This window comes from Mesorhizobium sp. WSM4845 (genome assembly GCF_055811455.1).
This window is the reverse complement of sequence record NZ_JBVVQA010000133.1, coordinates 1-238: the sequence shown is the minus strand read 5'-3', so window position 1 is coordinate 238 and position 238 is coordinate 1. Positions and strand designations below refer to the sequence as shown.

Genomic DNA, 238 nt, shown 5'->3' with positions numbered 1-238 from the left:
CCTTCCGCTGAACTGGCGGAACTGAATGATGGAGGCTCGGTGATTCTGTCGCAAACGGAATGGCAGCCATATCTGGCGCGCGCTTGTTATGTTCAAAGGCTGTCATTTCGACCGATCAGTGATCTTGCTGTGCGTGCGCTGGTATCTGGCCTACAATCTCAGCCTGCGCGTCCGGAGGAGATGATGGCCGAACGCGGCCTGAACGTCGACCATTCGACTGTGCACCGCTGGGTCGTCC

At 58.0% G+C, this 238-nt stretch carries 1 pseudogene; it reads left to right on the top strand.

Features of this window, described 5'->3' with window-relative positions:
- Positions 1–88 precede the first annotated feature (88 nt).
- Positions 89–238: pseudogene (locus AC0L2C_RS34320) on the top strand (IS6 family transposase); the annotation flags it as partial.